This window comes from Bifidobacterium pseudolongum subsp. globosum (genome assembly GCF_000741295.1).
Taxonomy (GTDB): Bacteria; Actinomycetota; Actinomycetes; order Actinomycetales; family Bifidobacteriaceae; genus Bifidobacterium; species Bifidobacterium globosum.
Genome location: NZ_JGZG01000001.1, coordinates 209,032 through 234,608 on the forward strand (window position 1 = coordinate 209,032; position 25,577 = coordinate 234,608).

Here is a 25,577-nt window from a genome sequence, read left to right on the forward strand (position 1 = left end):
CTCTTGATATCGATGGGTGAGTTCAGGCGAAGATGTCGAGCACACCCGGGTCGTCGCCGGCGTCCGCGATGCGCTTGTGGCGTTTCTTGGCTTCGGTCACCACGAATTCCTTGTACATGAGCGCGATCTGCGGGTCGAGGCCGGCGCCTTGCGCGATCCGCTGCAGGCGGTCGATCTGGTATTCCTCGCGCGTGTAGTCGGCTGGGGCGAACCCGGCTTCGGCCTTGAGCACCCCCACTTGCGTAGTGGCTTTGAACCGTTCGGCGAGCAACGCCACTATGGCCATGTCGATGTTGTCGATGGATTGGCGCAGCACTTCGATGCGCTGCACGATCTGCTTGGTTTCGGCGTCGCGCCAGTCGCCTTCGGAATCGATGACCGTTTCGCCGTCCGCGCATGGTTCATGGTGTTCAGTAGTCATGGTGTTGAGCATACCGCGGCGGGGTTCACTTCGCGAAATAGCGGCGTAACACCATCGTCGTGTCGGTGCTGACCGGCACCGCTGCGTGGATGGTGTTGAGCAGCGTCTCCAGTTCGTGCGTCGACGCCACGCGCACCATGAGCAGGTAGTTCGATGAGCCGGAGACCGCGTCGCACGAGATGATGCCGTCCACGTCGCGCAGTTTTTCAGGGATCACCGGCGCCTCAGCATAGTCGAGCGGGGTGAGCGAGATGTATGCGCTCACCGGCTGTCCACTTTTCTCGTGGTCGAGAATCGCCTTGTAGCCGGTGATGACGCCCTTGTGCTCGAGTTTCTGCACGCGCGACTGTGTGGCTGACACGGAAAGTGAGGTTGCGGCGGCAAGTTGCGCGAGCGTCATGCGGCCATCGTGTTCAAGGGAATCGAGGATGATGCGGTCTTTGCTGTCTAGCACACATGCATCGGCTTCATGGTCCGTCATTGTTCACACGCCTTCCAGAATGACTTCGTCAAGTCCTCTTTCCACAATAGGCGCGTGCGGGCACGCCGCCCTACGCCATGGGCCGATACGCCAATCGCCCAAATGCGGACAGAGCGGGCACGGAGCGTCGCTCACCATGCATTGAAGGGGGCGCTTCCCGTGCTGTACGGGAAGCGCCCCCTTCATGCTGTACGCGTACGCGGATCAGTGATCGGCATTGCCGTTGATCGCACCGCCGCCCTGCTGCAGAATCGCACTGAAGAAGTCGTGGTTCGTCATCGTCTTCTTGAGGCGCGGCACGAGCGTCTGGTACGCCTGCTCGGGCTCGAGGCCGCCGAGCAGACGGCGCAGGCGGTAGATCACCGGCAGTTCTTGCGGGTCGGTGATCAGCTCTTCGCGGCGCGTACCCGAAGCGTTGATGTCGACAGCCGGGAACATGCGCTTGTCGGCGAGCTCGCGGCTCAGGCGCAGCTCCATGTTGCCGGTGCCCTTGAACTCCTCGAAGATCACTTCGTCCATCTTCGAGCCGGTCTCCACAAGCGCCGACGAGATGATCGTGAGCGAACCGCCGTTTTCGATATTGCGGGCGGCGCCGAAGAACTTCTTCGGCGGGTAGAGCGCCTGCGCGTCCACACCACCCGAAAGGATACGGCCCGAAGCCGGCGCCGCGATGTTGTAGGCGCGGGCCAGGCGTGTCATCGAATCGAGCAGCACAACCACATCCTGCCCCAGTTCCACAAGGCGCTTGGCGCGTTCGATCGCGAGTTCGGCCACCGTCGTGTGGTCGGAGGCCGGGCGGTCGAAGGTCGACGAAATGACCTCGCCCTGCACGGTGCGCTCCATGTCGGTGACCTCTTCGGGGCGTTCGTCCACGAGCACGACCATCAGATACACTTCGGGGTTGTTCGTGGCGATCGCGTTCGCGATGTTCTGCAAGGTGATCGTCTTGCCTGCCTTCGGTGGCGAGACGATCAGACCACGCTGGCCTTTGCCGATCGGCGCGACGATGTCGATCAGGCGGCCGGTCAGACGGTTCGGCGTCGTTTCCTGGCGCAGGCGCTCATTCGGGTAGAGCGGCGTGAGCTTGCTGAACTGCGGGCGGCGCGAAGCCTCCTCAACGCTCATGCCGTTGATCGAGTCGATCGACTGCAGCGGCACGAACTTCTGGCGCTGGTTACGGCGGTCGCCTTCGTGCGGCGTGCGGATCGAGCCTTTGACGGCGTCGCCCTTGCGCAGGCCGTACTTCTTGATCTGCCCCATCGAGACATACACGTCGTTGGGGCCGGGCAGGTAGCCGGATGTGCGGATGAACGCGTACGAGTCGAGCACGTCGACGATGCCGGCCACAGGCACGAGGTCCGCGGGCTGTTCGTCGCGCTTGTCGTTGTCACGGTTCTTGTTGCGGCGGTTGTTGTTGCGCTCGTTGTTCGCGCGGTTGCGGCCGCGGTGCTGCGCCTCGGCGCGCATGTTCGAGGATTCGTGGTCGGCGTTCTTGTGCACGGGCAGCGAGTCGAGGATCTCGTCGAGGTCCTGCGGCACCTCGCGCGGTTCGGCGTGGCGGTGGCGCGGCTGCTCGTCCACGTCGGCGGCGTGGCGGCCGCGGCGTGGGCGAGGTTCTGCGTTGCGACGGCCCTGCTTCTGGCCGTCGCCGTGCAGATCGAGCGTGCTGAGCAGGTCATCGGCGGCCTTGCTCGCGGCCTCGTCGTCGGTGCGGCCGGTGGCCGGTGCCTCTGCACCGCGGCGCTTGCGCACGCGGCGTGCGGTGACCTTCATCTCCATGTTGCTCTGCGGGGCCGGCGACTCATCCTGGGCCGGCTCCTGTGCGGCGGCCTGTGCCTTGGGCGCGGGCTGCCGCTCCTCGGCGGCCGGTGCAGGCTGTTCCTGCTTCTTGGTCCTTTGGGCGACGGCGCTCTCGGCCTTGGGGGCGCGCACGGTCACTCCGGCCGGGGCTTCGCCGCCACTGCGGGCGGCCTGCAGCGTTGCAATCAAATCGCCCTTGCGCATGGTGGAGACGCCCCGCAGGCCCAGTTGCTTGGCCAGCTCTTTGAGCTCCGGGAGTTTCATCTCGTCTAGGTTTGAGGTTGTTGCCAATTGAGTTGTGCCTTTCTTTGGCCATGCATGGAGATCGCCATGGCTGAGCAAAGAGTTGTACGAACAAGCATCAGACGATGCCGTCGTCAATTTGGGGAATGTCCGGCATTGTTCCGCCGGACGTCCCTACTGTACAACGGAACGGCGACTGTACGGCGCGCTATGCCCGCCGTGCGGGCGGCGTGCGGGGCCTTCCTCCCCATGGAGGCCCCGCGCCGCCGGCCGCCGGTTTACGGGTTTATTTGGATTCGTGGTAGGACTTTTCGGTGTTGACGGACCACACGTTCCTCTTCGAGGTCCGGTGTTCCTTGATGTTGCCCACCGCTTCGATGGCGGTGGCCATCGAATGGTCCATGTTGTTGTAGCGGTGCTGGCCATTGCGGCCCACACAATACAGGTTGCCGAAGGAATCGAGGTATTCCACGAGTTCCGGCATCTGGTCGTAGGTGTCGAAATAGGCCGGGTATGCCTTCTTGACACGTTCGCGGTGCGCATCGAGCACTTCGTGGGCGCCGTTGATCACACCCATGCGGGTGAGCTCCTTGATGGCGAAGCGCGTGGCCTCCTCGTCGGTCATGTTCCAGAAGTCGTCGCCTTCCTCGCAGAAGTATTCGAGGCCGATCCACACGGTGTCGTCGACGTCCTTGACGAGGTAGGGGCTCCAGTTGTTGAAGATCTGCAGGCGCCCCACCTTGTAGCCCGGGTCCTGCACGTAGATCCAGCAGTCCGGCACGATCGGCGGGTTGCCGAGCGTGGGGATGTCGGTCGTGTTCTTGAGCTTGAGGCGCTTGACAAGGATGCCCACCGTCACGAAGTCGCGGTATGGCAGGCCCTTGGCCACGGCCACCATGTCCCGCGGCGCCGGGTCCTGCTCGGTGTCGAGCGCTTCCACAAGGTCCTTCACCGGCATCGACGAGATGAACTGGTCGGCCTTAAGTGTGGTGCGCTTGCCTTCGGCGTCTTCGTAGTCGACCGAGGAGATCGCGCCGTTCTCGCGGTGGATCGCCACCACCTTGGCGCCGGTGAGCACGGTCACACCCGCGTCCACGCAGTTCTGTTCGACGGTCTCCCACAGCTGGCCGGGGCCGAACTTGGGGTACCAGAACTCCTCGATGAGCGACGTCTCCACTTCGGCGTTGCTGCGTTTCTTCGGCAGCAACTTCTGCACGGCGTTCTTCAGCACGCCCATGATGCTCAGGCCCTTGACGCGCTGCGAGCCCCAGTCGGCCGAGATCTCGGAGGGGTGGCGGCCCCACAGCTTCTCGGTGTATCCCTCGAAGAACATCGAATAAAGCTTGCGGCCGAAGCGGTTGATGTAGAAGTTCTCCAGATTGTCTTCCGGCAGCTTGTGGAACACGGACTTGAGGTACGAGAACCCGGCTTCCACCGTGATGCGCGGGCCCATCGCCTTGAGCGTGGACACGGAGAGCGAGATCGGGTAATCGAAGAAATGCTTGTTCCAGAAGATGCGCGAGACACGGTGGCGCTTGAGCATCACCTTGTCGGTCTTCTCCGGGTCTGGGCCGCCCGGTTCGAGCTCATGGCTGCGACCCAGCTTCTTGTCGTCGTACGACGGCGCACCCTGCAGCGGCAGCGTCTGCGCCCACCACTGCATGATGCGGTCGTCCTTCGAGAAGAAGCGGTGGCCGCCGATGTCCATGCGGTTGCCATTGTGGCGTACGGTGCGCGCGATGCCGCCGAACTCCTGGCTTTCCTCGAGCACCGTCACGTCGTAGCGCGCGTCGCCGCCATCCTTGATCAGTTCCCAAGCGGCAGTCAGCCCGGCGGGGCCGCCGCCGATGATGACTACGGATTCCTTGTCAGACACGCTGTTGCACTCCTTTAGGTTCACAGTGGCCGCCGGCGGCCTATGGTCATGGTCACCATGGTGATATGCGGGGATTGCCGGCGAACCTAGCTTGAAAACGCCACACAAGACGGCGCATCGTTGGATTTCACCTTACGATTGTAAGGCGTGGCATGACCATTGGCCCCACTCAGTTCGGTGTAGGCTGACGGATTCACATTCCTTCGGGAATGTCGATGTCGCTTTTCTGCACTTCCTCCACGTTCACGTCCTTGAACGTGACGATGCGCACGTTCTTGACGAAGCGGCTGGAACGGTACACGTCCCACACCCATGCGTCGGTCAGGCGCACGTCGAAATACACGTCCTGCCCTGCCGAACGCACGTTGAAATCCACTTTGTTCGCCAGATAGAACCGCCGCTCGGTCTCCACGACGTAGGTGAACAGCTTGATCACGTCGCGGTATTCCTTGTACAACGCGAGTTCGGCGTTCGTCTCATAGTTGTCGAGGTCTTCTGCGCTCATGGTGTCCTTTTGGTGTCCTTGCTCTCACTGGTCGTCGGCGTCGGTGTGCGCGCGGCGCTTCATGCGGTCGTGGCCCAACGTGCGCCACCACGCCTTCTTCGACGTGTTGCGCTCCGCCGAATTGTACGGCCACGTGTTCTCCGATTCGACCGCGTCCTGCGCGATGCGCTCGGAATCGGAGCGCATGCGCTCGCCGATCCCTGCCTTGTCTGTTGTGTCGCCCTGCGCGTCCGGCTCCATGACGGCGCCGGATTCGGCGAGCAGCTGCTGCTTGCGGATCGCGAGCGTGTGCTCATGCTGCGAAAGCGCCTTTTCCATGCCCGGGTTCGACGTGATGACGTGCATACCGAACGCGTCCATCGCGCGCACCGGATCGAATTCGTCGTCGAGCGTGTCGAGCACGTTGAGGTCCTGGTATTTGCCGAGGCGGTTGTCCCACAGGGCATGGCGCGAGACGCCCGACGGCACGAAGCCGAGCGACTGGTAGACGGAGTATGACCGCGTGTTCTTTTCGGGCACCGCCACCCAGATGCGGTGCAGCCCCAAGCCCTCCGGTGGCTCGGCGAATCCATAGGTCATGACGCGCGGCATCGCGTCGCGCGAATAGCCGCGCCCGCGGTAATCCTTGCCCAGGATCACCTGGATGCGCGCCGAACGCGCCCAGCCGTCAATGTCGATGAGGAAGATCATGCCGAGGAACTCGGTCGCGCTCTGCGCGTCGACCGTCTCGCTTTCGCAATCGTCGGGCGTGGTCATCAACGACCACGCAATCGTGCGGCGCTGTTCGGGGTCGTCGATGCCGCTGCCGACGTCGGTGCCGTTGGCCCAGGCCTCCGAACGCAGCACCCACGCATGCACGGCGGCGCGCTCGGCCACGCGGTCCTTGCCGGTGAGCCCCGAGGCGTTCACGTATGCGTCTATGGCGTCCATCTTCTCCAGGTCCTGCTGTGTGGCAGGGCGCAGATACACCATTTCCCCTCTGATATCGGGTATGTCAATGCGCGCGGGCAGCTCCCGCGGGCGGTCCTGTTCCCCCTGCAGACGGTCGTCTGTCTCAACCATGATCATTCCTTTAATCCTGTCATCAGAGAATCCCACATCCTCCAATCTTTCTATTGTATGCTAAGAGGTCGTCGAACAAACGCTGGATATACGCCGAAAAAACAGGTGTGCCTGCCCGGGCGCTCGGCCCCGGCAGGCACACAGTCAGGCGGTCACGCGCACGCGCGCTCAGCCCTTGATCTTCTCCATGACGATCTTCGTGACGGCCTTGGCGTCCGCCTGGCCCTTCGTGGCGCGCATGACCGCGCCGATGATGGCTCCCATCGGCTTCATGTTGCCACCCTTGAGCTTCTCCACAACATCCGGGTTGGCGTCAAGCGCCTCCTGCACGGCGGCCTGCAGCGCTCCGTTGTCGGAGACGACCTTGAAGCCATGGGCCTCCACGATCTGCTCCGGCGTGCCTTCGCCCTTGAGCACGAACGCCACGGTCTGCTTGGCCAGCTTGTCGTTGAGCTTGCCGTCCGCAATCAGGCGCTCCACGTCGGCCACGGCCTGCGGCGTGATGTCGAGCTCCTCGAGGGCTACGCCCTTCGCATTGGCTTCGCGCGACAGCTCGCCGAGCCACCACTTCTTGGCGCCGGCCGGCGTGGCACCGAGCTTGACGGTCTCCTCGATCAGGTCAAGCGCGTCGGCGTTGACCACGTCGCGCATCTCGATGTCGCTGAAGTTCCACTCGCCCTTGAGGCGGTTGCGGCGCTCACGCGGCATCTCCGGCATCTGCTTGCGGATCTCGTCCACATGTTCGGGCGTGATGTGCAGCATCACCAGATCCGGGTCCGGGAAGTAGCGGTAGTCGTCGGCGTCGGACTTCACACGGCCGCCGGCGGTGGCCTGCGAGGCCTCGTCCCAGTGGCGCGTCTCCTGCAGGATCTCGCCGCCCTTGTCGAGGATCGCGGCCTGGCGGCGGATCTCGTACTGGATCGTGCGCTCGATGCCGCGGAACGAATTGACGTTCTTGGTCTCCGAACGCGTGCCGAACGGGTCGGACGGGTCGCGGCGCAGCGAGACATTCACATCGGCGCGCATATTGCCCTGCTCCATGCGCGCGTGCGAGATGTTGAGCGCGCGCACGATGTCGCGGATCGCGCGCATGTAGGCGCCTGCGATCTCCGGCGCGCGGTCGCCGGCGCCCTCGATCGGCTTCGTCACGATCTCGATGAGCGGCACACCCGCGCGGTTGTAGTCGACGAGCGAATGGTCGGCGCCCTCGATGCGGCCGTCGGCGCCGCCCACATGCGTGTTCTTGCCGGCGTCGTCCTCGATGTGCGCGCGCTCGATCGGCACGCGGAACACGGTGCCGTCCTCAAGCTCCACGTCCAGATAGCCTTCGCCGTTCGTCGGCTTGTCGTACTGGGAGATCTGGTAATCGCGCGGCATGTCCGGGTAGAAGTAGTTCTTGCGCGAGAACTGGCTCCACTCGTTGATCTGGCAGTGCAGCGCAAGACCGAGCTTGATCGCATAATCCACCGCCGCCTCGTTGATCACCGGCAGCGACCCCGGCAGGCCGAGGCTCACTGGGGTCAGCTCGGTGTTCGGCTCGGCGCCGAACGAGATCGGGGCCGGACAGAACAGCTTGGTGTTCGTGCTCAGCTCGACATGCGTCTCCAGACCGATGACCGGATCGAACTTCTTGACGGCCTCGGAATACTTCATGAGTTGTTCAGCCATAATTACTTTCCTGCCACCTTCACTTGTTCAGTCCATCGAGCCACGGCGTCTTGAGCGAGCTCCAGATCGGCGCGCCCCAGCTCTCCTCGAGCGCGGCTTCGAGCGCCGCCGCCGGCTTGTACATCACTTCGTCGCGCTGCTGCGGCGCGATGAACTGGAAGCCGACCGGCAGGCCGTCGTCGGACAGTCCGGCGGGGATGCTCATGGCCGGCACACCGGCGAGGTTGGCCGGGATCGTGGCGATGTCGTTCATGTACATGGCCAACGGGTCGTCCATCTTCTCACCGAACTTGAACGCGGTCGTCGGGCTCGTCGGGGAGACGAGCACGTCGGCCTGTTCGAACGCCTTCTTGAAGTCGTTGATGATCAGTGTGCGCACCTTCTGCGCGGAACCGTACCAAGCGTCGTAGTAGCCGGCCGAAAGCGCGTAGGTGCCGAGGATGATGCGGCGCTTGACCTCGTCGCCGAAGCCGGCTTCGCGCGTGTACGCCATCATGTTCGCGGCGGTCTGCGCCACATCTTCCGGCGGCATGACGCGCAGGCCGTAGCGCATGCCGTCATACCGCGCCAGGTTCGAGCTGACTTCGGACGGCATGATGATGTAGTACGCGCCGAGCGAGTACTTGAAGTTCGGACACGAGACCTCCACGACCTCGGCGCCCATGGCGGTGAGCATGTCGACCGCCTCATGGAAGCGCGCTTCGACGCCCGGCTGGAAGCCTTCGCCGTTGAGCTCCTTCACGAGGCCCACCTTGAGGCCCTTGAGGTCGCGACGCTGGCCTTCGCGCGCGGCGGCGACCATCGGGCGCGGGCCTTCGGGGATCGACGTCGAGTCACGCTTGTCGTGGCCGCCGATGATCTCCTGCAGCAGCGCGGAATCGAGCACGGTGCGCGTCACGGGGCCGATCTGGTCGAGCGACGAGGCCATGGCGATCGCGCCGAAACGCGAGACGCCGCCGTACGTCGGCTTGACGCCGACCGTGCCGGTCAGCGCGCCCGGCTGGCGGATCGAGCCGCCGGTGTCGGTGCCGAGGGCGAGCGGGGCCTCGAACGAGCTGACGGCCGCGGCGGAGCCACCGCCGGATCCGCCGGGCACGCGCTCCACGTCCCACGGGTTGCTCGTGTTCTGGTATGCGGAATGCTCGGTCGACGAGCCCTGCGCGAACTCGTCGAGGTTCGTCTTGCCGAGCAGCGGCATGTGCGCGGCCTTGAGCTTCTCAATCACGGTCGCGTCGTAGGGCGGGATCCAGCCTTCGAGGATGCGCGAGGCGGCCGTCGTCTGAATGCCCTTCGTCACGATCATGTCCTTGATCGCGATCGGCACGCCGGCGAGCTCGGGCAGTTCGGCCTTCTCACTGTCAGACAGATTGTCGAACGCGTCCGCCTGCTCAAGGGCGGCTTCGCCCGAGACGGTCAGGAACGCCTTGATCGATGGCTCTGCGGCGTCGATCACGTCGAGCTGCGCGGAGACGAGGTCACGGCTCGTGATCTCCTTGGCGCGCAGTTTCTCCGCCATCTGCACGGCGGACAGTTTGACGAGTTCAGTGGTATCGGTCATGTCACTCCTCCCCCAGGATCTGCGGCGCCACGAACATGCCGTCGGCGGTGGCCGGCGCGGCGGCCAGCACTTCGGATTGCGGCAACGGCGTGACCGGCACGTCCGGGCGCAGGTATGTCTCGAGCGGAACGGGGTTGGCAGTCGGCTCCACGTCTGCGGTGGCGGCTTCCTGCACGGAGTCGATGGCGTCGGCGATCACATTGAGCTCGCTCTGCATACGAGTGATTTCCTCGTCGGTGAGCGCAATGCGAGCCAGATCACCCAGATGGATAATTTCTTCGCGTGTGAATGTTGGCATGCCTCTTACTATACGAACCAAATGTGACGAGGCCCGCGCTACTTGACGTCGCGCTTGGCGGTGACGGCCACGCCGGCGGCATAGACCGCCACGGCCCATGCCAGGAGGATCACGCCGGCCCAGCCCCATGTGGGCTGGAACGGCTGGGTCGATCCGACCGTCATGACGGCGCCCATGCTGTTGGCGAACGACGAGGCGCCGGCGCCGATGAACGATTCCAGTGCCCTGGACGGCAGGCAGTTGTTGACCGAGACGATCCACGCGAAGCGGTCGCCGAGCAGTTGCGCAAGCTGCAGAATCGACGGCAGCAGCGTGAACAGGCCGACGACGCACAGCACACCGCCCACGGTGGAGCGCAGCATGGCGCCGAATCCCATCGCCATGACCGCGGTGAGCGCCATCGCGAGCGGCACGCCGAGCAGCGTGACCCATGGCAGCGCCGCGGGCATCGCCTGCGTGCCGGTCGAGACCGCGCCGTGCACCATGAGCCATGCGCAGCCCCACGCCACGAGCACACCCACGAACGAGGCGAGGAAGGTGACCGCGGCCAGTACGAGCGCCTTCGCGTCCATGAACATCGCGCGCCGCGGGTTCACGGTGAGCGACGTGATGATGGATTGGCTCGAATACTCGCTTGTCATGACCATGACGCCCAAGATGCCGACGATGAGCATGCCGTCGGTCGCGCCGGTGCTCGCCGTGGTCCATACGTCTTCCATGCCCACCGGCATGGCTTCCTGCGACGCCATGAAATTGAGGAGCCAGCCGATCATCAGGCTGTTGACGGCGAAGAACGCCACGCACAGCACAAGCAGCACATAGGTGGACATGGCGCTCCACATCTTGCACCACTCCGAGCGCACCGCGCCGGCGAAGGTCAACGTGTGTACGGGCCGGTGCGCGGCATGGCGTTCGGCCGGCTGGGTTGCGCTCATCGCGCACCTCCGTTCTGCGGCTGTTGGGCGGGCTGCGCAGCAACATAGCGCGCATGCCCGTGGGTCAGTTCCATGTACGCCTGCTCAAGCGAGACCTGCTGGCGCACGAATTGGTATGCGATGATTTGGTGTGCGGCGAATCCGCGCGCGACCGCGGCGAAATCCGCGCCCTCGATCTCAAAGGCGCGCGCGTCGGCAGGGTACCCCGAATCCACCGGCTTCTCGGTGATGCGCACCGTGGGCGACGCGGCGAGCATCGCATGCATCTTCCCGGCGTCCGGCGTGACGACCGAGAGCAGGTGGCGCGAATGCTCTTTCACGAAGTCAGCCACGGTACCGGTGCGCAGGATGCGGCCTTCGCCGATGATCACCAGATTGTCGGCGGTGAGCGCCACCTCGTTCATCAGGTGCGAGCTGAGCAGCACCGCGCGCCCTTGTGCCGCGCAGTTGCGGCACAGGTCGCGCACCCATTTGACACCTTCGGCATCGAGGCCGTTCACCGGCTCGTCGAGCACGAGGTTCTTCGGGTCGCCCAGCAGCGCCGCCGCGATCGCGAGGCGCTGGCTCATGCCGAGTGAGAATTTGCCCGCCTTCGTCTTCTTCACACTGGCGAGGCCGGTCAGGTCCATGACCTCGTCCACGCGGCCGCGCGCGATGTTGTTCGTGTAGGCGAGCGCGCACAGGTACGCGTAAGCGGAGCGGTTGCGCGGCGCGCATTTGGCGTCGAGCACGGCACCGACCGAGCTCATCGGGCTCGCCTGCCGCGTATACGGCACGCCATCGATCAGCGCGGTGCCGTGGTCGGGCGTAATCAGCCCGAGCAGCACGCGCATCGTGGTGGATTTGCCGGCGCCGTTGGGCCCCAGGAATCCAGTGACCGCGCCGTTTGCGGCCACAAAACTCACATCGTCCAACACGCGGTTGGCACCGAATGTCTTGGTAATGCCCTGTATCTCGATCACGCCGCAAGGCTAGCATGCGCGGGTGGTGCCATGCGGGGCGGCGTTCACACTGTGTCTGCGTGTTGGCTGATCCACGCGTGCATCGAGACGGCCGCCGCTGCCCCGGCGTTAATCGAACGCACCGAGCCGAACTGGCTGATGTACACCACATCGTCCGCCAGATCGATGGCCTTCTGTGACAGGCCAGGGCCTTCCGCGCCAAAGAGCATGAGGCAGCGTTCGGGAAAATCATAGGTCTCGATCGGCGCCGCGCCTGGCACAATGTCGAGCGCGATGACCCTGGCATGTTGCGCCATGTGCAGTTGGTGCCGGGCTTGCTTGAGCCCTGCATGCAGGTCGGCGGGCGCCAGTTCAAGCAGCTGGGGTTCAAGTTCGGCGATATGCCGTTCGGCCTCGGCGCGCTCGGCGGCGATGCGTGTGTGCCAGTCGTCCACAAGGTTCTGGATGGAAGGGTGGTTGACCACGTGCTGGTAGAGCTCGGTCATCAACGCGCCCTTGCGGTTCCATTTGTGCGGGCCGACGATGTGCACGCGGTTCGCGGTGAACGCGTTGGCTGTGCGCACCATGGAGCCGATGTTGAAGTCATGGGTCCAGTTCTCCACGGCCACTTCAAAAGGGTGCCTGCCGCGCGCGTCCAGGTCGGCCTTGATCGCCTCGACCGTCCAGTAGCGGTAGCGGTCGAGCACGTTGCGGCGGTCGCCCTCATCAAGCAGCTGCGCGCTGAACCGCGGGTCGTCGGGGCGGGGTTCGCCGGGGTGGGCCTCTTCCCATGGCCCCACGCCGACTTCGCGGAATGTGGGCTCGCCGGAGGCTTTGGCTGCGATATCGATCGGATTCGGCTCATGCATGGGGCCCAGCTTACCCACTTTTTTCGACGCCTTGAAAAAGTGGAAGCCACAGCGCGCACTTTTTGGCCATATCCCCTCATGGCCCGCGCACTTGTTCTCTCTGACGAAAAAAGTGCGCGGACCGTCCGACCACATGTGCCCGTTCAGATTGCCTTGGCCATGCCAGCACCTCTACATTGGCCATTCGACCTATAGGAAAGGACGCAATATGGCATCGTTCATGAGAGAGGAAGCGCAGCAATTGAGTTCATGCATCCGAAGCAAGATGCGGTTGGTGCTTCCCCATATGAAGCACACTCCTGTCTTTTCGCACCGCACCGCCATCGAGTATTGGGGAAGCCGCGCCCCTGACAGCAGTATGAAGCCGCTCACGCTCCATGTCAGTGTGTCCCAACGTGATGAGAGGCCCCATACGCAAGGCGTGAGCGCTCATCTATGGCGCGGCCCGCTCCTCACCCATGTGGATGACGGGTTCGAGGTAGTGCGTCCGGAAGTGTGTTGGGCGCAGATGGCCCAACACTGCCCACCGACCACCTTGATCACCATCGCCGCCAATTTCACATGCCGCGACAGGGTCCGGAGGGTGACCACATTGGACGAGATCATAGGGTACGCAACGAGCCTCAAGGGATTTCATGGCAAGAGAAAGTGCATGGAGGTCATCCCGTTCCTCATTGAAAACACCGACTCGCCCCGGGAAGCCATGCTCGCAGAGTTCCTCATACGCCACGGATTCGGCAGGCCTGTGGCCAACTTCCGCGTACAGCTTGAAGGTAGGGTGTGCTATCTCGACGTCTCATACCCTGATCTCAAAATAGCCTTTGAATATCAAGGTGCATACCACGCCGATGTGGAACAGATGCGCCGGGACATGGCCAAACACAATGACCTATTGAAAAGGGGCTGGCAGATTATTTATGTGACACTGGAAGATTTCCGGAATCCAGCCCAGTTTCTGGATATTATCCAGGTCACCGTTGAGCAGCAGCATCATTTGATGGGGTTGAAGAAGGTGGTCAGATAGGGGCTCTTCCACTTTCTTCGGAATGCCGAAAAAAGTGGAAGCCACAACGCGCACTTTTTGGCCATATCCTCTTGTTGTCCGCGCACTTTTTTCGGCGGGCCGAAAAAAGTGCGCGGGGGCCTAGTGCAGCTCCGATTCGTGGAAGATCTCCACGAACGGCGTCTCATGTGCTTCGCCGGTCACGGGGTGGGTGATCTTGAGCGTCGGCTCCTCCATGTCGACGCCGCCGATCAGCGCGGCCACGGCCACCACGGTGGCGCCCTGCGCGTCGACGATGCCGAAGTCGAGGCTCAGCTCGTTGCCATTGCGCAACGTCACCAGCGACGAGGTCTGCACATACGATTTTTCGGAAAGCCATGAATCAACAAGGATCACACGCTTGCCAGCAATAGATGGCCCCTTGATCGCCGGGTACACGAAGTCCATCACAAAACCGTCCAGATCCTCGCCACGCGAGGCGGCGGCATGCATGAGCGAGCAGACCATAGGCACGGCGGCAGCCGTCAGCGCGCCCACCGCGTCGAAGTCATCAATCGAATAGCCTTGTTCTTCCAGGGTGTCGAGCATGATGTGCCCGATCAGCGCGGCGCCGCGGTGGCCGAACGTGACCGGCGCGAGCTCGGAAAACGGCTTGTCGTGCATATGTTCGCGCAGCAGCGTCTTGAGCTGGTCGCGCGGCTCCATCATCATGAAGCCGCTCCCCGTCTTGCGGAATTCTGTGTCCTCACTCATGGTGCCCAGCGTACCGTTGCCGCTTGTCAAAACTCACCATGCGCCGTCGAGCTTGCAGTGGCGCAGGCGCACGGCGTTGAGCACCACGCAGATCGACGAGAGAATCATCGCCACGCACGCGAGCATGGGGTTGAGCACCCAGCCGGCGAACGGGTAGAGCACGCCGGCTGCGAGCGGAATGCCCACAAGGTTGAAGATGAACGCCCACCACAGGTTCTCGCGGATGTTGCGCATGGTCGCCTTCGACAGGCGGATCAGCTTGAGCGCGCACGCGTAGTCGGTCGGCGCGGCAATCACGTCGGCGTGGATCGGCGCGGCCTCGGGGTTGTCGAGCGCGACGCACGCGACGGCGATGTCCGCCGCGTCGCGCACTCGCACATCCTCGCTGCCGTCGCCGATGAACATGACGGTCGCGCCATTGGCACGGCGTTCGGCGAGCGCACGCACCGCCTCGTCGGCGCGCCGCGCATCAACCTTGGCGACCGCCACGCCGGTGCCGCTCAGCTGCGCAATGGCCTGCTCGGCGCGCGGCGCAAGCTCGCGCGCCACGAGCACCGCACTGGTGTCTTTCGCCTGTTGCAGCGCGCTTGCGGTGCGCACGGTCATGCCGTAGCGCTGCGCGTCGTCGAGCGCCGCGCCCACGGACAGCGGCGCCGCCCAGCCGAGCGCCGCCGGGCATGCGATGATCAGCACGCTGATGCCCATGAGCAGCGCGCGCGTGAACGACGGCTGTGCGCCGAAGATGAGCCAGCAGACGAAGGTCCACAGGGCGATCAGAATCGTGATTGGCACCCATACGCGCGAGACGCGGTCCACGCGCTCCTGCAATGGTGACGCGGGGCGCCGCGGCAGCCACATGTCCACCGCCCAGCGCGCGAACAGCACAAGTGTGACGATCACGCCGGTCACTTCGAAATACGGTTCGCGCATCGGCTGCGGCAGCGCGCCTTCAAACAAACAGACGAGTATGCCGTAGGCGTATGCGGCGATGGTGCCGATCGACGCGAGGGAGTTCATGTTCGGCATTCGACGCAGCAGCGCGTCCCAGCCGTCGATGTGGATTGGCGCGCCGCCGTAGAACATGACCGGCGTGATGATGATCGCCTGCACCCACGGGTCGACCAGCCAGTTGGGCACGGCGTTGGGGTACAGCGCGCGCACAAGCGTCGGCAGCAGCACGAACAGCGTCAGTATGGCGCTCACCACCAGCTGGCGAGTCAACAGCTCGATGCTTTTGCGGTTGTCCGAACGGCGGGTGCGCAGCGTGTCGCCGGCGCTCGCGTGCGCGTCGGCCGGCTGGTCTGTGAAAGCGGCCTGCATCTGCGGCTGCCGCGCGCTGAAGAAGAAGCGGACCGTCGCTACAGTCAGCAGTATTGCCGCGACCACGCACGCCACCGCGATGAACAGATTCAGACTCATGGGTCTCCCCCAATGTTGATAACGGACAGTGACTACTGTACGCGACCATATGCGAACTGCGCAGGTGCGTGCGGTGACGCGCCTGCGCAGTTCGCGAGGATGGAATCACTCCCGGGGGGGTTACTTGGTGCCGTTTGCGTCGGCATGGCCGTCGATCTTGACTTCCGAGTCGAGCGGGTTGGTGTCGCCGTCCATCGGGTTGACCTCGTGCACCGAAAGCTCGAGGTGATCGCCGCCTGTATGGTCGACGAGCACGGTCTCGCCGTCCTTGACCTTGCCGGCGAGCAGCATACGCGCCAGCTGGTCGCCCACCTCGGTCTGCACGAGGCGGCGCAGCGGGCGGGCGCCGTACGCCGGGTCGTAGCCGGTGTCGGCGAGCCATTCGCGCGCTGCTTCGGTCACGTCGAGCGTGATGCGGCGGTCGGTCAGGCGCGAGGCGACCTGCTTGACCTGCAGGTCGACGATCTTGCCAAGCTCCTGCCGGGTGAGCGGGTGGAAGATGACGAGCTCGTCGAGGCGGTTCACGAATTCCGGGCGGAACTGCGTGTGCACCGCGTTCATGACCGCGTCGCGCTTCTCCTGTTCGCTCAGGTCCGGGTTGACCAGATACTGCGAGCCGAGGTTCGACGTCATGATCAGGATCGTGTTCTTGAAGTCCACGGTGCGGCCCTGTCCATCGGTCAGGCGGCCGTCGTCGAGCACCTGCAGCAGGATGTCGAAGACCTCGGGGTTCGCCTTCTCCACCTCGTCGAACAGCACGACCGAGTACGGGCGGCGGCGCACGGCTTCGGTGAGCTGGCCACCCTCCTCATATCCGACGTAGCCGGGCGCGGCGCCGATCAGGCGGGACACGGACGACTTGTCCATGTATTCGCTCATGTCGATGCGCACCATGGCCTTCTCGTCGTCGAACAGGAAGTCGGCGAGCGCCTTGGCGAGCTCGGTCTTGCCCACGCCGGTCGGGCCCATGAACAGGAACGATCCGGTCGGGCGGTTCGGGTCGGAGATGCCGGCGCGCGAACGGCGCACGGCGTCGGAGACCGCCTGCACGGCTTCCGGCTGGCCGATCACACGCTTGTTGAGGTACTCCTCCATGTTGAGCAGCTTCTCGTTCTCGCCCTGCATCAGGCGTCCCACCGGCACGCCGGTCCATTCGGAGACGATGCCGGCCACCGAATCGGCGTCCACATGGTCGGGGACCATCGGTTCGCTCTGGTGCGCGAACTCGGCTTCCTTTTCGGCTTCGCTTTCGGCCGCGGCCAGTTCCTTCTGGATTGCGGGGATCTCGCCATAGAGGATGCGGCTGGCCCGCGCCAAGTCGCCCTCGCGGGTGGCCTTGTCGGCTTCCACGCGCTTTTCGTCGAGCTTGGCGCGCAGGTCGCCCACCTTGTTGTGGCCCGCCTTTTCGGCGTCCCAACGGGCCTTGAGGCCCGCGAGCTGCTCGCGGCTGTCGGCGAGTTCGGACTGCAGCTTGGCCAGGCGGTCCTTCGACGCCGGGTCCTCGGCCTTCTTGAGCTGCATCTCCTCCATCTCGAGGCGCGTCACCTTGCGCTGCAGTTCGTCGATCTCCTCCGGCTGTGAATCGAGCTCCATGCGCAGGTGCGCGGCGGCTTCGTCGACGAGGTCAATCGCCTTGTCGGGCAACTGGCGGCCGGTGATGTAGCGGTTCGACAGTGTGGCGGCCGCGACGAGCGCGTCGTCGCCGATCGTGACCTTGTGGTGTGCTTCGTAGCGCTGCTTGAGGCCGCGCAGGATCGCGATCGTGTCCTCCACGCTCGGTTCGCCCACGAACACCTGCTGGAAACGGCGTTCGAGCGCCGGGTCCTTTTCGATGTTCTCACGGTATTCGTCGAGCGTCGTCGCGCCGATCAGGCGCAGTTCGCCACGGGCCAGCATCGGCTTGAGCATGTTGCCGGCGTCCATCGAGCCTTCCGCCGCACCGGCGCCCACAATCGTGTGGATCTCGTCGATGAACGTGATGATCTGCCCGTCGGACTTGCGGATCTCGTCGAGCACGCTCTTGAGGCGTTCCTCGAATTCGCCGCGGTACTTGGAGCCGGCCACCATGGACCCCAGGTCGAGGCTGATCAGGCGCTTGTTCTGCAGTGTGCTCGGCACGTCGCCGGCCACGATGCGCTCGGCGAGGCCCTCCACGACGGCGGTCTTGCCCACGCCTGGCTCGCCGATCAGCACCGGGTTGTTCTTGGTACGGCGGCTCAGGATCTGGATCACACGGCGGATCTCCTGGTCACGGCCGATCACCGGGTCGAGTTTGCCGTCGCGCGCACGCGCGGTCAGGTCGGTCGAGAACTTCTCGAGCGCCTTGTACGAGGCCTCGGCGTCCGGGCTTGTCACCTTGGCGCCGCCGCGCACCTGCGGGATCGCCTCGCGGATCTTGTCGGCGGTCACGCCGTTGGTGTTCAGGATCTTCGCGGCCTCGTTCGGTGTGGCTTCGGCGATGCCGAGCAGCAGATGCTCGGTGGAGACGTATTCGTCACCCATCTCTTTCATCGCCTTCTCGGCGGCAGCGATTGCCTGCGTGAGCTGGCGACTTGCCTGCGGCTGCGCGGTCGACGAACCCGAAGCGCTCGGCAGCGCGACGAGGGCGTTGCGCACGGCGGCGCCGATTTGCTGTGCGTTCGCGCCGCATTGCTCGATGAGGCCGCGAATCACACCGTTTTCCTGACGCAGCAGTGCGTCGAGCAGGTGGAGCGGGTCCACCTGCGGGTTACCGGCCGCCGAAGCGCTCTGAATCGCGTCGCCCAAGGCCTCCTGAGCCAGTGTTGTGAATTTTTGTTCCATATCATCCTCCATCAGTGCACGCCGGTCTCGCGCTGCTGCTGCGCACGCGGAGCCGGCGGCTTCGTTTGTCTGATATAGTCAACCAACGATCCAGATCATGTATTCCCAAAACTTGAGTGAATCTCGCTCAAGTTTTGAAAATGATGATGATGTGCTTCGCAATCGACCATCTACAGCCCATTGTGGCGCGCGATGTTGGGAGGAGACTGGTTTTCAGCGCTCAGCCGGAGAGCGGCACAGCACGCGTCAAGGAGGCGTATGGATGCCGGGCACTGTGTTCGCCGTTTTGGTCACGAATTAGGCCGATTTGTGACCAAAACAGCGAATACACTGACCAAAACAGCGAATATCGCCGGATGGGCGCCCCGCCTGCAGCGGATAGGGTGCGACGGGCCACCGATATGGCGAATATGGTCGCAGATATGACAATGCCGGCGGGATGGCGCCGGCGGGAATGGCGGAATGGCTCAGCCGCGGACGACGATGTTGCGCAAGTCGCCGATGCCTTCCACATGCACCACGGCTTCATCACCGGGCACAAGGTTTCCGGAAGCGTCCGGGGTGCCGGTCAGGATCACGTCGCCGGGCAGCAATGTGGAGAAGCTCGAGATGAACGCGATCTGCGAAGGGATGTCGTGGATCAGGTTCGCGGTTGTGCCGCTCGCCTTGTCGACCACCTCTCCGTTGAGCGAGAACGAGATCGCCGCGTCGCGCCAATCGAACTCATCCTTCGTCACGAGCCATGGGCCGAGCGGGCACGAGGTGTCGAAACCCTTCGCGCGCGTCCACATCGGATCGCCCTGCTGCAGGTCGCGCAGCGTCACATCATTCACGCAGGTGAAGCCGAGCACGTAATCCATCGCGCGCTCGACCGGCACGTTCTTGGCGATGCGGCCAATCACCACGGCCACCTCCGGCTCGAAATTCATGTCGCGCGAGCACGGCGGGTACACAATCGGGTCGTCGGGGCCGATCACCGACGTCGAGGGCTTCATGAAGATCACCATCTCTTCAGGCGCGTGCTCCACCGTGGACTGCCCATGCTCATACATGTATTGGGCATGCGCCTCGTAGTTCTTGGCCAGCCCATACACCTTCGAGGGAATCACCGGGGAGAGCAGGCGCACGCCGTCCGCGTCGAGCGGAATGCGCTCGCCGGTCGGGCTGACCTGCCCGGCGAGCGGGTAGCCGTCGAGCACTACGAGATAATCATTGCCGTCCGCCTCGTCGGTCTGCACAAACGCGTATCGGGGCGTGTCATCCTGGGAAAAACGTGCGAGTCTCATGCGCCCCAGTCTACGCTCCGGTTCCGTCAGAAGCGCCCATGGAGTCGGAGCCGCCTGCAGCCGGCACCTCAGCGCCGGGCTCCCCAACGGCATCGTGCTGTGCCGAACAATATTGCAGTCGGCGCGACAGCGCGTCCACTTGACGCTCCAGCTCATCGATGCGTCGCACTTGCTGCGCAATCAGCACATCCCGAATATCGCCGCGCGCGCCAACCGGCTGTGGCACAAACGAAGTGGCGCCACCTGCGACACTGAGTGGATTGGCTGCGTCGGCATGGGTACGGCGGGCATGAGTCCGTTTCACGGGTGTCACTGCCACATTCATCTGCCGGCGCCACCGTGCGATGGCACATTCGATGCGCTTGTATCCAATGAGCGATGGGTCCAAACCCGCCTCGCGGAATAGTTGGACCGGCGATTCCCCTTGTGCGTACCTCAGCACACAGTCGACCTTGAATGACTCGGCATAGATGATGCGATTCCGTGTGGCGTCCGCAACCGCCGGCAATGTTTTCAGGTATACGATCTCTTCGGCGCTGAACACCCCACCCCCGCCAGCCGTCATTGTAAGCTCCTTCTCACGAGCACTCGTGGCCTCTTCAGCCATGATGTATATGCACTGCCCCTCAGCGCAGGCACCCAACTACTCTTGCCCACGCCCGCGGCCGTCAGACGCTGACAGCTCACCATTGTACCCCACTATGTCAATCATGATGTTACGAATATCGCGCATCGCACATGTGCGTATACGGCCTGAACCGCGCAACCATGAGAAAAAGGGCCCCGGCGTTGATGCCTGCAGGGAGCCCCTATCCCGCCTTCGTCCACAGGCGACCGAATCTGACGAGCATGACCGACACGTCGGAGATAAAAGCGTGTGGCGCAGATCGAAAGTCAGTGCCGCGAGGAACGAAGGCGGCAGACGGGCGCGAGCCTGACGACCCGCGCCCAATTACCGGTCTCAGGCGGTCAGCTGACGCTTGAGGCTGTGGGAACGCACGCCAATCAGAGCAGCGGCACCACCAAGCAGGAGGGCCACGACGATGAGCATCGTGATGCCCGCCGCACCGGTGAGCGGCAGCTGGGTGACAGACTTGACGTTCTTGACGGTCACGGTCTGGGGATCCACAAGATGCCATGCGTCCTGCGTGAAGGAAACGTTGCCGTCCTTGTCGATCGTGACGGTGAATTCGGGCTTCACGTTCTGCAGGAAGCCGTGCGGGACCATGGTCTCCTTGACGGTATAGGTGCCCGCCGCAAGGCCCGTGAACGTCACCTTGCCGTCTGCGCCTGATGTGACGGTGGTCACGCCGCCATTGGCGGTGAAGGCCTCATCGATGTTGGCGCCGGAGATTGTGAACTCAGCGCCTGCAAGCGCGTTGCCGTCGGCATCCTGCTTGGTGAAGTCGAAGGAGTACAGCTTGTTCTCGACAGGGGTTCCTTCGACGTACTGGTCGGTGTTCGGTTTGGACACATACGCGGTGTTGTTCACCGTATCCAGTGCATCCTCATTGACCGTCGCATCATAGGTGATTGTCACGGTCTTGCCGGCGTAGTCCTTCACGTCGCCAAGGTCGAATTCCGTGGTGGTCTGCTTGGTGTCCGCATCGATGGACTGTGTCAGCGTATACCCGGTGTAGACTGCCTCGCCGATCATCACATTGAAGCCATCCTTGGTCGACGGAAGCGTCAGGCCCTTGGAAGCCACATCCTTGAACTTCATCGTCAGCGTTTCACCACTGGGGTTGCCCGGGATCACACCGGTGATGGTATAGCCCAGCACGTCGCCCAGAGAAACGGTGCCCTCGGTGTCGCCGGTCACTGTCTTGCCGGGCTGGGTGGGCTGGGTGGGCTTCGCGAAGGCGGTCGCCAACGTCTCATCGTTCAACGTGGTATAGACGGCATCGCCGACCTTGATGTTCGTGCCGACCAAGATGGGCGCACCGTCGCCATCAGTGACGAGATAGTAACCGGGGGTGAGGCCCGAAATGACGGCCGTTCCATCGGCACCTGTGACGGTGGTGGACGGCGCGGGCTTCACCGTTGCATTGCTCAACGCATCAGCGAATGCGCGCAGACGTGCGGCATCGGTCGTCTGGCTCAGCGAAGCAATCCACGCGAGTTCATTGCCGTTGTACTGGGCTGGAATCGTGATCGCCGGGGCCACCGCGGCCGCGGTCTGCGCGGCCGTCGCGATGGACGGGGTCCAATCTGCTGACTGATTGAAATCGACCGACGTCACGGCGCCGTTGCTCACGACGGGATTCGTGTACTCACCGAGCAGGTAAGCGGTGAACTCACGTCCGTTGACGTCGCCGTTGATGGTGATCGTATCGGCCGGGGCATCCGCCGCGTTGGCGGTTGCGGTGCCGATCGCCAATCCCCCGAGCATGGTCGCCGCAGCTGCGACGCCTGCAAACAGTCGTTTGAATTGCATGGTATTTCCCTCTCTTTCTTGTATGCCTGCAGTGGACATTGCGCATGCCCGACTGTCATCAGCAGTGTTCTTGCGAACGTGGTGCGCGGCTCCCCTCGGACTGCCCTGAGTTGCCGCACGTGTATTTGTTGTCACCCATCGCCTGGTGGCGATGCGTTCGCCATGCTGTGCAACTGCAACGAGTCGCACAGCATGGGCGTCAGATCAGACGGCGCGTACGCCAGATCGCCACACCTCCTGCCGTCAGGAGCGCGAGCACGCCCAATCCACCCCCGATGACAAGCCAGAGCAACGGAGTCGCCCCGCCTTCACCCGTAAGGGGAAGCTGTGAGACCGCGATCCAGTGGTTGGTGAACGCGGCAAGATTCTTGTTGGCTGCGGTGCCGTCGGCATCGTCGGCAGCGTAGTGATAGGTCACAGTGGTGGGGATGGTGCCCTCCGCCGTGGGAGCGCCAACGGTGACCGTCACCGTGACCGCATCCGTGTCCGCCGCCCATCCCGCGCTTGGGGATGGCGCGTTCTCCGCGATGTTGAAGGTGTACGTCGCTTCCTGGCCAGCCTCCGGAGTCGGCAGCGTGATGGATGTATCGGCAAAGGCTCCCGTCACCTGCGTGCCATTGGCGAAATGGTCGCCGAGTGTCAGCGTCGCGTTCGTGAACGGCGTACCGTCCGCATTGGTCACACCTTCCGTATTGTCCGGGTCCGGTGACAACGTGAACGTGAAGTCCTGATTGGTATCCGTCCCTTGGACGGTCTTACCAACGCGAATCTGATTCAAGTTGAAGTTGATCGCGACCGGGTAGTTGGTCACGGTCGAACGGTATTCACCGGCTGTATCAGCGGGAATCGTGATCTCACGATTCGTGTAATACGTGCGGAATCCGCTCAACGCATGTTCGGTGACGGTATATGTGCGGTCAGCATCCGCTTTCGGGATGAGTACTGTCGACGTCCAGTTTGAGCTCTTACTGATGTCAATGCCCGGATAACCGGTGCACTTGCCGCCAGCCGCGTCCTTGCACGTCACGTCCACAGTCACCACCTTGTCCGGTTCAGGATTGGTCGCGATCCACGCCTTGTGGATGCTCAAGTTGGCAAACTGCGTAGTATCGACCTGGATGACCGGGTGCGGGTATTCAGTGCCTTCGACTAGGTCCTGTGGTTCGCCATTCACGCGGGGCCTGTAGTCGATCGTGGCCCTCTCGTTGCTCCGGAAGCCCTGCTGGCCTGCAGACGAATCACCGGTGCCTTCCGCGCCCACGGAGGGGTTCTCGCCGTACCCGTTCTTTCCGGCATTGACGTTGGCCGCATACTCCTCATAGGCCTGGGCCGAAGGGACGATCGTGTACTCCAACGAATACGTGTATCCGTCCTTCAACGCATACCCTTGAGGGAACGAGATGGATATCGTCTTCGACCCGGGCTGCGCGGTGATGGTGTAGCCGGCCAATCCGACGACGGACGGGTCCACCGTGTGTCCATCCTTGTCACGGATGACCAGCTCCGCGCCGAAGTTCTGCGCATCCGGCTGCGAGAATTCGACGTAGTCCGACAATGTATCGGTCATCGTCACATCCTGGTACGCGGTGCCGGACGTGACCATGCTGATGATCTTTTCGAAGATCGTCTGCAGATTGGTGCTGGCGGACACCGCATAGTAGTAGGTTCCTTCTCCTCGGGCACCGGGTTCGCTCATGCTCTGCGCATTCGGATAGTTGCTCGACACGTAGTTCATGAACTTGTTGGCGTCGTCTGTACCATCCGGATTCGCCCCTGACATGGCGCCGATGGAGATGACTTGGGAATGGTCGTTCTTGAGATCCGCCGCAGCTGTGATCGCGCCGTCGGCGACCTCGGTGTCGAATTCGCTGTACGACGTGGGGGAACCATCACTATAGAAGATGGTCAGTTTCTGTGCACCGGGGCGGCCCGAATTCAATTGCGTGGCCGCAAGCTGCAAACCGTAGTCGGCTCGCGTGGCACCAGCAGCTTGCAAGGCGTTGACGGCGTCCCGCTCCTGCTGCAACTCATTCCAAGTCAAGGAGTGCACCGTCTGGGAATAGTTACAGTTATACCCGTACTCATTGTACATGTCGTCGCCTGTATGCTCGTTCTTGTTGCCTGCATACTTGATCAACGCGACCTGCACCTTCTTGGCCTCGTCTGTGATACTCTCGTTCTGCGTCTCGACTTGGCTCAGGAAGTTCGTGACCGCGTCCTTCAACGCATCCAAGCGAGATTCCTCAACCGCCTTATAGAATTGAACCGCCGGCCATACACTCGGAGTCCCATAGAACGAATACGTGACTTGATACTCTTGTCCATCTGCTGCCCGCCATGTCGTGCAGCCTCTCCAGCTTTGCGCAGAACATGTTACGGCTTGGTAACTGTCTGCATTCTTGACGTAATACGTGTAAATGGTGTTCATATCACCCAAATCCACTGTAACATAATCGAGAATCTTGCCCGATCCCGACGGTTCACTCATACTGCCGGACACATCCAACACGAGGGCGATGTCAAGCGGGACCACCTGCTGCTCAGTGGATTCACTGGACTTGCCCGTCGCATCCATGCTCAGCGTGTACGTTCCGTCATCGTTCTTGGAGATTCGCTTGGCGTGCTGTGGGGCATCCACGCCTTCAGCGGCAGCGGTTGCATCCTGCGCCGCCGTTGTGGCGGATTGGCTCTGGTCGGTTGTATCTTCGCCATAGGCCGCAACGCCAGCGCCGGCAAGACCTACTGTCATGGCCACAGCCACGAACGCGGCGACAAGCCGGCTCTTGCGCCGGCCAGACTCGGTGCGAGGCTCGTCGGAGCCGTGTTTGCCCTCAAAACGTCGGGTTCTCCTCAGGCGAATTCTAGTGGTCGTTGCAACACCATCGAGAGTCGGAGGTTGCAGCGATGGCATACGAGTTCGAGGGCGTGCAGTACGGGAAGCTTCGAGACATGCAGGAGGCCCGGCGCGCCCGGTATGTGCAGCTGCTTGAGGAAGGACTGAACTTCACCCAGGCAGCGCACGCGGTCGGCGTCTCCAAGCGCACGGGAAAGGTGTGGCGCAACGGGCGAACCCGTTCGAACGGACGCAACGAAAGGCCTCTGGTCGATTGGTATGGTGGACGGGTGAAAGACAGCACAACCACTGTGTCATCGCGCTATCTGAGCATCGACGAGCGCATCGAGATCGCCGACCTGAGCGGTCCGGCACAAGCGTGCGCGG

21 protein-coding genes are annotated in these 25,577 nt (G+C 63.2%); 2 read left to right on the top strand and 19 right to left on the bottom strand.

Translation table 11 applies throughout. The features are described from left to right. Positions 1 to 22: 22 nt before the first annotated feature. The 12 genes from BPSG_RS00855 to BPSG_RS00910 form a co-directional block, all read right to left on the bottom strand. Positions 23 to 421 carry a chorismate mutase gene (locus tag BPSG_RS00855; protein WP_026643856.1) on the bottom strand — a complete coding sequence of 133 codons (399 nt, stop codon included), beginning with the start codon at positions 419 to 421 and terminating at the stop codon, positions 23 to 25. A 25-nt stretch (positions 422 to 446) separates the two neighbouring features. Continuing rightward, positions 447 to 902 carry an Lrp/AsnC family transcriptional regulator gene (locus BPSG_RS00860; protein ID WP_026643857.1) on the bottom strand — a complete coding sequence of 152 codons (456 nt, stop codon included), beginning with the start codon at positions 900 to 902 and terminating at the stop codon, positions 447 to 449. A gap of 204 nt (positions 903 to 1,106) precedes the next feature. Beyond that, entirely contained in the window at positions 1,107 to 2,993 is a 1,887-nt protein-coding gene (rho, locus tag BPSG_RS00865) for a transcription termination factor Rho (protein ID WP_026643858.1), read from the bottom strand. A gap of 238 nt (positions 2,994 to 3,231) precedes the next feature. Continuing rightward, the gene (locus BPSG_RS00870) at positions 3,232 to 4,821 is read right to left on the bottom strand and encodes an NAD(P)/FAD-dependent oxidoreductase (protein WP_026643859.1); all 1,590 of its coding nucleotides are present in this window, start codon (positions 4,819 to 4,821) and stop codon (positions 3,232 to 3,234) included. Positions 4,822 to 5,014: 193 nt separating this feature from the next. Continuing rightward, entirely contained in the window at positions 5,015 to 5,326 is a 312-nt protein-coding gene (locus BPSG_RS00875) for a DUF2469 domain-containing protein (protein ID WP_022858892.1), read from the bottom strand. 24 nt (positions 5,327 to 5,350) lie between these two features. Further along, a complete protein-coding gene (locus tag BPSG_RS00880; protein ID WP_099309719.1) occupies positions 5,351 to 6,388 on the bottom strand; it encodes a GNAT family N-acetyltransferase in 1,038 nt (345 codons plus the stop codon). Positions 6,389 to 6,556: 168 nt separating this feature from the next. Continuing rightward, a complete protein-coding gene (gene gatB, locus BPSG_RS00885; protein ID WP_026643861.1) occupies positions 6,557 to 8,056 on the bottom strand; it encodes an Asp-tRNA(Asn)/Glu-tRNA(Gln) amidotransferase subunit GatB in 1,500 nt (499 codons plus the stop codon). Between the two features lie 19 nt (positions 8,057 to 8,075). Beyond that, positions 8,076 to 9,614, bottom strand: coding sequence for an Asp-tRNA(Asn)/Glu-tRNA(Gln) amidotransferase subunit GatA (gene gatA / locus BPSG_RS00890; RefSeq protein ID WP_026643862.1), 1,539 nt, complete (start codon positions 9,612 to 9,614; stop codon positions 8,076 to 8,078). A 1-nt stretch (position 9,615) separates the two neighbouring features. Continuing rightward, positions 9,616 to 9,912 (bottom strand): Asp-tRNA(Asn)/Glu-tRNA(Gln) amidotransferase subunit GatC, encoded by a 297-nt coding sequence (gatC, locus tag BPSG_RS00895; RefSeq protein WP_026643863.1) that lies wholly within the window; start codon positions 9,910 to 9,912, stop codon positions 9,616 to 9,618. 38 nt (positions 9,913 to 9,950) lie between these two features. Beyond that, complete coding sequence (locus BPSG_RS00900; protein WP_026643864.1) at positions 9,951 to 10,754, bottom strand: ABC transporter permease; 804 nt, start codon at positions 10,752 to 10,754, stop codon at positions 9,951 to 9,953. An 89-nt stretch (positions 10,755 to 10,843) separates the two neighbouring features. Continuing rightward, the gene (locus BPSG_RS00905) at positions 10,844 to 11,809 is read right to left on the bottom strand and encodes an ABC transporter ATP-binding protein (RefSeq protein WP_026643865.1); all 966 of its coding nucleotides are present in this window, start codon (positions 11,807 to 11,809) and stop codon (positions 10,844 to 10,846) included. Positions 11,810 to 11,853: 44 nt separating this feature from the next. Further along, positions 11,854 to 12,657, bottom strand: coding sequence for a TrmH family RNA methyltransferase (locus BPSG_RS00910; RefSeq protein WP_026643866.1), 804 nt, complete (start codon positions 12,655 to 12,657; stop codon positions 11,854 to 11,856). 208 nt (positions 12,658 to 12,865) lie between these two features. Between BPSG_RS00910 and BPSG_RS00915 the strand changes: the two genes are divergently transcribed. Then, complete coding sequence (locus BPSG_RS00915; protein WP_051592069.1) at positions 12,866 to 13,681, top strand: hypothetical protein; 816 nt, start codon at positions 12,866 to 12,868, stop codon at positions 13,679 to 13,681. Positions 13,682 to 13,801: 120 nt separating this feature from the next. On the opposite strand, the gene BPSG_RS00920 is transcribed toward BPSG_RS00915, so the two are convergent. The 7 genes from BPSG_RS00920 to BPSG_RS00950 all read right to left on the bottom strand — a co-directional run bounded on the left by BPSG_RS00920 (position 13,802) and on the right by BPSG_RS00950 (position 25,106). Continuing rightward, positions 13,802 to 14,413 (bottom strand): type I phosphoribosyltransferase, encoded by a 612-nt coding sequence (locus BPSG_RS00920; RefSeq protein WP_026643867.1) that lies wholly within the window; start codon positions 14,411 to 14,413, stop codon positions 13,802 to 13,804. Between the two features lie 33 nt (positions 14,414 to 14,446). Beyond that, entirely contained in the window at positions 14,447 to 15,832 is a 1,386-nt protein-coding gene (locus BPSG_RS00925; RefSeq protein WP_026643868.1) for a P-type ATPase, read from the bottom strand. Between the two features lie 120 nt (positions 15,833 to 15,952). Next, positions 15,953 to 18,634 carry an ATP-dependent chaperone ClpB gene (gene clpB, locus BPSG_RS00930; RefSeq protein WP_026643869.1) on the bottom strand — a complete coding sequence of 894 codons (2,682 nt, stop codon included), beginning with the start codon at positions 18,632 to 18,634 and terminating at the stop codon, positions 15,953 to 15,955. 467 nt (positions 18,635 to 19,101) lie between these two features. Further along, a complete protein-coding gene (locus tag BPSG_RS00935; protein WP_026643870.1) occupies positions 19,102 to 19,920 on the bottom strand; it encodes a fumarylacetoacetate hydrolase family protein in 819 nt (272 codons plus the stop codon). A 10-nt stretch (positions 19,921 to 19,930) separates the two neighbouring features. Beyond that, positions 19,931 to 20,485 (bottom strand): transposase, encoded by a 555-nt coding sequence (locus BPSG_RS00940; RefSeq protein WP_225531880.1) that lies wholly within the window; start codon positions 20,483 to 20,485, stop codon positions 19,931 to 19,933. Positions 20,486 to 20,881: 396 nt separating this feature from the next. Beyond that, positions 20,882 to 22,357, bottom strand: a complete 1,476-nt coding sequence (locus BPSG_RS08220) for a SpaA isopeptide-forming pilin-related protein (protein ID WP_051592070.1) — start codon at positions 22,355 to 22,357, stop codon at positions 20,882 to 20,884. A 199-nt stretch (positions 22,358 to 22,556) separates the two neighbouring features. Further along, entirely contained in the window at positions 22,557 to 25,106 is a 2,550-nt protein-coding gene (locus BPSG_RS00950; protein WP_099309718.1) for a vWA domain-containing protein, read from the bottom strand. A 155-nt stretch (positions 25,107 to 25,261) separates the two neighbouring features. Between BPSG_RS00950 and BPSG_RS00955 the strand changes: the two genes are divergently transcribed. Further along, a partial coding sequence (locus BPSG_RS00955) for a helix-turn-helix domain-containing protein (RefSeq protein WP_034878877.1) occupies positions 25,262 to 25,577 on the top strand: 316 nt, incomplete at its 3' end.

Excerpts from the sequence above, each read along its gene's own strand:
- gatA (WP_026643862.1), bottom strand. The coding sequence starts at position 9,614 with ATGACCGATACCACTGAACTCGTCAAACTGTCCGCCGTGCAGATGGCG.
- BPSG_RS00925 (WP_026643868.1), bottom strand. The coding sequence starts at position 15,832 with ATGAGTCTGAATCTGTTCATCGCGGTGGCGTGCGTGGTCGCGGCAATA.
- BPSG_RS00910 (WP_026643866.1), bottom strand. The coding sequence starts at position 12,657 with ATGCATGAGCCGAATCCGATCGATATCGCAGCCAAAGCCTCCGGCGAG.
- BPSG_RS00935 (WP_026643870.1), bottom strand. The coding sequence starts at position 19,920 with ATGAGACTCGCACGTTTTTCCCAGGATGACACGCCCCGATACGCGTTT.
- BPSG_RS00950 (WP_099309718.1), bottom strand. The coding sequence starts at position 25,106 with ATGACAGTAGGTCTTGCCGGCGCTGGCGTTGCGGCCTATGGCGAAGAT.
- BPSG_RS00915 (WP_051592069.1), top strand. The coding sequence starts at position 12,866 with ATGGCATCGTTCATGAGAGAGGAAGCGCAGCAATTGAGTTCATGCATC.
- BPSG_RS00860 (WP_026643857.1), bottom strand. The coding sequence starts at position 902 with ATGACGGACCATGAAGCCGATGCATGTGTGCTAGACAGCAAAGACCGC.
- gatB (WP_026643861.1), bottom strand. The coding sequence starts at position 8,056 with ATGGCTGAACAACTCATGAAGTATTCCGAGGCCGTCAAGAAGTTCGAT.
- gatC (WP_026643863.1), bottom strand. The coding sequence starts at position 9,912 with ATGCCAACATTCACACGCGAAGAAATTATCCATCTGGGTGATCTGGCT.
- BPSG_RS00855 (WP_026643856.1), bottom strand. The coding sequence starts at position 421 with ATGACTACTGAACACCATGAACCATGCGCGGACGGCGAAACGGTCATC.
- BPSG_RS00920 (WP_026643867.1), bottom strand. The coding sequence starts at position 14,413 with ATGAGTGAGGACACAGAATTCCGCAAGACGGGGAGCGGCTTCATGATG.
- BPSG_RS00900 (WP_026643864.1), bottom strand. The coding sequence starts at position 10,754 with ATGTGGAGCGCCATGTCCACCTATGTGCTGCTTGTGCTGTGCGTGGCG.
- BPSG_RS00875 (WP_022858892.1), bottom strand. The coding sequence starts at position 5,326 with ATGAGCGCAGAAGACCTCGACAACTATGAGACGAACGCCGAACTCGCG.
- BPSG_RS00880 (WP_099309719.1), bottom strand. The coding sequence starts at position 6,388 with ATGGTTGAGACAGACGACCGTCTGCAGGGGGAACAGGACCGCCCGCGG.
- BPSG_RS08220 (WP_051592070.1), bottom strand. The coding sequence starts at position 22,357 with ATGCAATTCAAACGACTGTTTGCAGGCGTCGCAGCTGCGGCGACCATG.
- BPSG_RS00940 (WP_225531880.1), bottom strand. The coding sequence starts at position 20,485 with ATGACGGCTGGCGGGGGTGGGGTGTTCAGCGCCGAAGAGATCGTATAC.
- clpB (WP_026643869.1), bottom strand. The coding sequence starts at position 18,634 with ATGGAACAAAAATTCACAACACTGGCTCAGGAGGCCTTGGGCGACGCG.